Origin of the sequence: Paraburkholderia sp. USG1 (assembly GCF_031570135.1) — a bacterium.
Taxonomy (GTDB): Bacteria; Pseudomonadota; Gammaproteobacteria; order Burkholderiales; family Burkholderiaceae; genus Paraburkholderia; species Paraburkholderia dioscoreae.
The window spans coordinates 366,010-373,126 of the sequence record NZ_JAMWXW010000004.1 but is presented as its reverse complement, the minus strand read 5'-3'; the positions used below and the strand labels follow the sequence as shown (position 1 = coordinate 373,126).

Below are 7,117 nucleotides of genomic sequence, written 5' to 3'. Positions count from 1 at the left end.
AACAGGACCGTGAAACGACGCCACGCCGATGATAGTGCGGATTACCCGTGTGAAAGTAGGTCATCGTCAGGCTCCCCCGCAGCAGACAGAAACCCCACCCCAAAAAGGTGGGGTTTCTGCGTTTACCAACCCCTCCACACCGCCCTTACAGAACCGGATCAGCGCGAAAACCCGACACGAACAACCCCCTTCACTCCTTCCCCAGTCGCACCGCCTTCGCGTAGCCCGTCAGCTCAAGATACGCCCGCCCCACCTGCACGCCTTCGCGTTTCACCCGCACCGCACCTTCCCAATACACCGCGCCGGTCGATTGCCGCGAATCGAGTTCCTGATCGTCCATCAGCGGGTCGAGTTGCCATGTCAGCGTGCCGGTTTTGACAGTCATCGACACCGGATAGGACGTGTCCGTTCGCGGCGAGCGCCATATGCGCCGCGGCGTAAAGTCAACCTGATCGGCACCGAACGTCGTGACTTCGCCATCGGGTTGGCGAAATGCCGCGTGCGCCCACACGGCGCGTCCATCGCGACCGCGAACCTTGAATGCCATCAGCGCAGAACCGTCATTGAGATTGGCGCCCAACCAATCCCATCCCACGGCATCGGCGTCGAGCAACGTGCTCGACCACTCGTGATCGAGCCACGCCATACCCGTCACAGCAGTCTCGCCACGCGACGGACCGCCCGCCGCCGCCGGTCGAACCACGCTACCAGTCACGCGCAGTTGCGGCTCACTGTAGTAATAGCTCGCCTGCTCGGGGCGCGGACCTTTGCGTGAATAGCCGCGTTCGCCCTGAATTAAAGGTGCTTGAGTCGGCGTCAACATGAGATGCAAAGAAAAGCCGTCCGCGTCGACAGTGACGTCGTAGCGACCGTCGGCGTTCCGGACCATCTTCCATGCATCGAGTTTGACATCGGTATTCGCTGGCTTCGCATAGGCGAGTCCGAAACCCTGGCGAGCAATGCGCTGATCGTGCGCAAGATGGCCGAGTGCAGGATCGCTCAACGCGGCATGGGCAATGATCAATTGCGAAGGAGCGAAAGCGCTCGGGTCTGCGGCGTCATGGCCCGTTGCGGAGCGAAAGAAGGTGATCTGAAAACCGAGCGGCCGATTGTCAGGCGTAGTGAGCCAACCTGTCGCGTACCACCACTCGGTGCGAAACGCCGCGTGCGCGCCGCTGTCTTGCGGGAGGGCGATTGCATGGTCAGGTGTGACCGCGGCGAATTCGGAGGGGACGGCGAATGCGGTCGACGCAGTCAGCATTCCGATAGATAGCCAGCCGCGAACCCGACGACCTATGCGCGGACGGACCGTACACGCAGACTCAACAGGCGGCATTTCGCCAGACATCCGGCATGACATCTCGCGCGCAATCGACATGCCGATCGACGCGGTCTCACTCAAAACCACGAGCGCCGCTCGCAGCGCGCACGGCCGCAAGGCGAGCCGAAAACTATCGCCGGCGAGATCAACACGCGCTATCGCGACACGCACAATCCGTCGTGCCAACTCATGCGAGAGAGCCCGTATCACCAATCCTCCTTCACTGCGCGCACCGCATCCACCGACACGGCGCCGCGTCCGGCTATCACCGCCGTCGAACACGACGAAGCCAGCATCACCAACGCGACGCTGCCTAACGCCGTCCACGGCACGTGCAGCGACATGCTCCAGTGAAACGACTGCGGATTGACGACGAACACCAGGATCAGACTGATCGCGAACCCGAGCACGAAGCCCATTGCAATCCCGCACGCGGTGAGCATGCCGCCTTCGAGCGCCAGGATAGCGAGCACTTGCGAGCGCGTCACGCCGACGTGCCGCAGCATGCCGAACTCACGGGCTCGCGCGAGCGTTTGCGCGGAGAACGTCGCTGCCACGCCGAACAGGCCGATCACGATCGCGACCGCCTCGAGCAGATAGGTGACCGCAAAACTGCGATCGAAGATCACCAGCGTGCGCGCACGAATCTCGCCCGGCAGCGACAGATCCAGCGATGCTCCAAAGGGCAGCGCGCGCAGCCCCGCGACGACCCGCTCGACGCTCGTCCCCGGTTCAATGGTGACGGCCACATCCGTCGCGCTCGTGTCGCCGGTCAAGCGCCGGTAATCCGCGAGCCGTATCTGGATCGCGCCAGTCTGCCGCGCATAATCACGCCATACGCCGGCCACCACGAACACGTGACCGCGCTCGCCAAGCGGCAATTGCACACGTTGGCCCGGCCTGTATCCATACAGATCGACGATTGCTTCGGATACCCAAACAGGTGTTTCATCCGCGCGAAGTCCGGAAGGCGGCAGCGCCGGTCCGGTCATCTGCAGATTCGCGCCTGGGCCGGCAGCATCGATTTCACGCGCGAGCAAGGCGACGTCGGGCCGCGCAGGGTCGAGTGCGAGACGCGAGATGCGCGTAAATGCGGCTGTCCTGATGCCGGGCACGGCGGCCAGCCGGGATTGTTCGTCGGGCCGCAGACCGCCGGTATCGCCGTTTGGCGCGACGCGTACATAGAGATCGGCGGAGAGCAGATGCACCAGCCAGTCTTCGACGGAAACCCTGAAGCTGGCCACCATGATTGCCATCGCAACGATCAGCGCGAAGCTCGACAGCACGCCGCCCATTGCGATCGAAGCATGCCCCGGCGCGTTCGCAACACGCGCGAGCGCCAGCGTGCCGACCGCGCCGGTGCGCCGCCGCGTTGCAGCCGCACGGCTCGCCGCGCCGAAGATGAGCGCGGTCACGCGCGGCATCAGCGCGATCCCGCCGACCAGCAGCAACGCAACGGCCACGTAGCCGCCAATCGGCGCATCGAACAGCGGCGGCAACTGCGTGAGGATGGCGGCGGCCAGCAGGCACAGCAGCGCCGGCCACGGTGTGGCGAGCCGCGCCAACGCAGCTTCTTCGGCGCCTGCCTTGAGCGCCGCGGCGGGCCGGGCACGTACGGCTTCCAGCGCGGGAGCAAGACTGCCCAATATCGAAACGGCGAGTCCGAGTGTCAGGAACAACGCGCTCGCCAGCGGTTCGAAGCCCACTTGCGGCTGCACGCCGGGAAAGTAGCCGCCACCCAGGTCGCTGCCAAAAAAATGCAGCGCGCCGCTCGCCATCGCATAGCCGAGCGCGAGTCCCGCGAGTGAACCGAGCAGGCCCAACAGCGCGCCTTCCAGCAGAATCTGGCGCAGCAGCTGGCCACGCGTCAATCCGAGCACACGCAGCATGGCGAATTGCGCGCGGCGTCGCACGACGCTTAGCGCCTGCGTCGAAAACACGAGAAACGCACCGGTGAATAACGCCACCAGCGCGAGAACATTCATATTGATCCGGTACGCGCGGGAGAGGCGATCGGTGCGGCTTTCGGCATCGCGGGTTTCGGAAACGACCCACTGGTTGCCGAGCCGCGCTTGCAGATCGCGCCTGAAGCGTTCCCTGTCGACACCGCGTTCGAGTTGTACATCGACGCGCGACAGCTTGCCGATTCCGCCGAACTTCCACTGCGCGGCGGCGATATCCATGACTGCGAGCCGCTGACCGGGCCGCGTTCTGACAATGCCGCCGGCCACGCGCAAATGCACGATCGAGGTGCCGCTTCGCAACGCCACGTCGTCGCCGACTTTCACGTTGAGCCATTGCTGGGCTGCCGACGAGAGAAACACGGTATCCGCTGCGAGTGTATCGAGCGGCCGGTCCGGTGAGGGCACGCCTGTCAGGTCGGGTGCAATACGGCTTGCCTTGAACACGTCGATGCCGAGCACCGGCAGTGCCGTGCTCCGCTTGGGCACGGTCACATCGAGCGCGAGCACGGGGCTGGCCAGCGCAACACCGGGCGCGTTCGCGAGTTGCGGATAGATGGCCTCGTCGGCCAGAGGTTGGGCGCCGCGCACCTGCAGATCGGCCTCGCCCGACAGGCTGCGCGCCGCTGCGGAGAATTCGTTGAAGGCCGCGCTATTGATCAACTGCACGGCGTAACCGAGCGCGACGCCGAGCGCGATCGTTGCAATCGCAACTAGCGCACGTCCGCGGTGACTGCGCCACTCGGCGCCCAGCAGCCAGCGCGCGAGGAAGCGATGCCCTTGCACGCGTGGCCGCGAGCGTGAATCAGTGGACATCGTCGGCGGAAGCTGCGGGGGACCGTGAACCGAAAGGCGCGGAGGTCCGGGACGAGGCGTGCAGACCGCCGTCGCTCAGAATCAGGATGCGGTCGGCAACGGCCGCGGCGGCCTCCGAGTGCGTCACCATGATCGTGGCCGCGCCGGTCGCCTTGCTTTGCGCGCGGAACAGGGCGAGCACGTCGTGGGCGGTGTCGGGGTCGAGGTTGCCCGTGGGTTCGTCGGCGAGAATCAGTTTCGGGCGATGCACGAGGGCTCGCGCGATCGCGACCCGCTGCAGTTCGCCGCCCGAGAGTTGGCGCGGAAAGTCGTCGCCGCGTCCGCTCAGACCGACGGCCGCAAGCATATCGAGCGCGGCGACAGTGGGCAGATCGTTCAGCAACAAGGGCAGCGTCACGTTCTGCGCGAGCGTCAGGTGAGGCAGCACGTGAAACGCCTGAAAGACGAAGCCGAGTTTCTGCCGGCGCAAGCGGGTCGCCGCGTTGTCGTCCAGACGCGAAACGGCGCTGCCGTCGATGATCACGTCGCCGCTATCCGCACTGTCGAGGCCGGCCACCAGATTGAGCAGCGTCGATTTGCCGACGCCGGAATCACCCATGATCGCGACGAACTCGCCGGGCGCGAGTGTGAAATCGAGGTACGCCAGCACGATACGGCCCGCGCCGTATGTCTTGCTCAGTCCACGGCACTCGAGCGCGGGAACGACACTTTCCTCACGAAGCAGCATGCGGTTTCCGAAAAGTGTGGCGGATAAGCGGCGGGGCGTTCAGACGGGCGAATGATGCGACGCACGCATGCACGAACATTGGCTTGAATCGCCGAAGTATATGCGGCTTCTGTAAGGCTCGCAGAAGCTCGGAGCACGTATGCAACCGGCGTGAAATGACGCGGCCATTCGGTCGCCGGTCTTCTCTGGCGCCGTGTGCGGGATTGAAATCGGCGCGGCCGATCAAAAATTTTTTTGTCCGCGAACGGGTAAAAATTTTCGCTGAACCTTCGAAATTCATACCCTCGACGTTCCGCGCTTCGGCATTTTCTACCCCGGCTTGAAACGCGTCCTGAAGTGCTCACGCAAAATTCAATAACAGCATCTCAATTGCATGCTTTTTCGCGCAAATTCGCCTTCGGCCAGGCGCGTCAATGGCTTTGTGCATCTGCACATTTTTATTCATTTCGCAAGGCCGCGCGCGGCAATACTGCGTTGTCAACGGCGTTTCAGCAGTGTTGCGCTGCAAAAGTATTCTTATCTTGGTAATCTCCCACCCTCGGTCATTCGACTGCGGGTAAACGTGTAGCGGACACCACCGCTTCGACGTCCATTTCAGCGAAACCAAGCCTACATATCCATTTCAATGCCTTGCATTCTGAAGGCGTTGACGCGGCGTTTTGTACTTCAAGTTTTTGACAGAGCACATGCCATTGCCTCTTCTTAGCCTTCTTATCTGGATTCCCATTGTCGCCGGCTTGGTTGTTTTGCGCGCCGGATCCGACGCGGCACGTAGCCGCACCCGGTGGCTCGCGCTGGCCGGCGCGGTTGCGGGTTTCCTGCCGGTGATTCCGCTGGTGTCGAATTTCCGCAACGACGTCACGTCGATGCAGTTCGTCGAGAACGTCAGGTGGTCGCCCACGTTCGATATCGCCTGGCATGTGGGCGTGGATGGGATCTCACTGTGGCTCGTCGCGTTGACCGCGCTCACCACGATCATCATCGTGGTGGCCTCGTGGGAGTCGATCACGGAGCGGACCGCGCAGTACTTCGGCGCGTTCCTGATGCTGTCGGGCTTCATGCAGGGCGTTTTCGCGTCGCTCGACGGCATGCTGTTCTTCATCTCGTTCGAAGCGACGTTGATTCCGCTCTATCTGTTGATCGGGACCTGGGGGCAAACGAACCGCACGTATGCGGCGGTGAAGTTCTTCTTCGTGTCGTTCCTCGGCTCGCTGATGATGCTGATGTCCATGCTGTACCTGTACAGCCAGACGCACAGCTTCGACCTCGCGCTGTGGCGTGAGACGCACCTCGGCACCTGGCCGCAGGTTCTGATCTTCCTCGGTTTCCTCGCGGCCTTCGGCGTGAAGGTGCCGATGTGGCCGCTGCACACGTGGCTGCCCGACGTTCACCTCGACGGCCCGACCGGGGCTGCCGTGATGATCGGCATGCTGAAGCTGGGCGGCTACGGTCTGCTGCGTTTCGCGTTGCCGATCGCGCCGCAGGCAAGCCACTTCTTCGCGCCGATGATGATCACGCTCTCGCTGGTCGCGGTGATCTACGCGAGCCTGCTGGCACTCGTGCAGACCGACATGCGCCGCCTGCTCGCGTATTCGACGGTCGCGCACATGGGTCTCGTGACGCTCGGCCTGTTCGTCTTCAACCGTATCGGCCAGGCCGGCGCGATCGTGCAGATGCTGTCGTACGGCGTGGTGTCCGGCGCCATGCTGCTGTGCACGGGTATGCTCTACGACCGCACGAAGACTGCATCGATCGCCGAATACGGCGGCGTTGCCAACACCATGCCGCGTTTCGCCGCGTTCGTGATGCTGTTCTCCATGGCCAACATCGGCCTGCCTGGCACCTCGGGTTTTGTCGGTGAATTCATGGTGCTGATGGGCACGATCCGCTTCAATTTCTGGATCGGCGCAATCGCCGCTTCCACCTTGATTCTGAGCGCGGCCTACACGTTGTGGATGTACAAGCGCGTGATCTTCGGTGCGATTGCGAACGCGCGCGTGGCGAACCTCAAGGATCTCGGCAAGCGTGAGTTCGTGCTGCTCGGCGCGATGGCGTTGCTGGTGCTCGCCATCGGCATCGATCCGAAGCCGTTCACCGATGCGATCGATCCGTCGGTCGGCACGCTGCTGGCTCAATCGGAGCGCCCGGTTCATCCTTCTGACACTGCACCGGCCGAAGGCGGCGAACATCTGCAGGCCGCGGCGCCCGCGCTCGTGGCCGTGAGAACCCGCTCGCCGGGCTGATCGAACGGGATACTGCGCAGTTGCAGCATTCGCCTCGCGAATGCTGCTT

4 protein-coding genes are annotated in these 7,117 nt (G+C 63.5%); 1 reads left to right on the top strand and 3 read right to left on the bottom strand.

Features of this window, described 5'->3' with window-relative positions; all coding sequences use genetic code 11:
- Window positions 1-190 precede the first annotated feature (190 nt).
- The 3 genes from NE850_RS08135 to NE850_RS08125 all read right to left on the bottom strand — a co-directional run bounded on the left by NE850_RS08135 (window position 191) and on the right by NE850_RS08125 (window position 4,825).
- Window positions 191-1,360 (bottom strand): carotenoid 1,2-hydratase, encoded by a 1,170-nt coding sequence (locus NE850_RS08135; protein ID WP_035517166.1) that lies wholly within the window; start codon window positions 1,358-1,360, stop codon window positions 191-193.
- Between the two features lie 167 nt (window positions 1,361-1,527).
- Window positions 1,528-4,098 carry an FtsX-like permease family protein gene (locus NE850_RS08130; RefSeq protein WP_310698616.1) on the bottom strand — a complete coding sequence of 857 codons (2,571 nt, stop codon included), beginning with the start codon at window positions 4,096-4,098 and terminating at the stop codon, window positions 1,528-1,530.
- Window positions 4,088-4,825, bottom strand: coding sequence for an ABC transporter ATP-binding protein (locus tag NE850_RS08125; RefSeq protein WP_007177063.1), 738 nt, complete (start codon window positions 4,823-4,825; stop codon window positions 4,088-4,090). The genes NE850_RS08130 and NE850_RS08125 overlap by 11 nt, the downstream gene beginning before the upstream one ends.
- A gap of 686 nt (window positions 4,826-5,511) precedes the next feature.
- On the opposite strand from NE850_RS08125, the gene NE850_RS08120 reads away from it, so the two are divergent.
- A complete protein-coding gene (locus tag NE850_RS08120; protein WP_007177064.1) occupies window positions 5,512-7,068 on the top strand; it encodes an NADH-quinone oxidoreductase subunit M in 1,557 nt (518 codons plus the stop codon).
- Window positions 7,069-7,117: the final 49 nt, after the last annotated feature.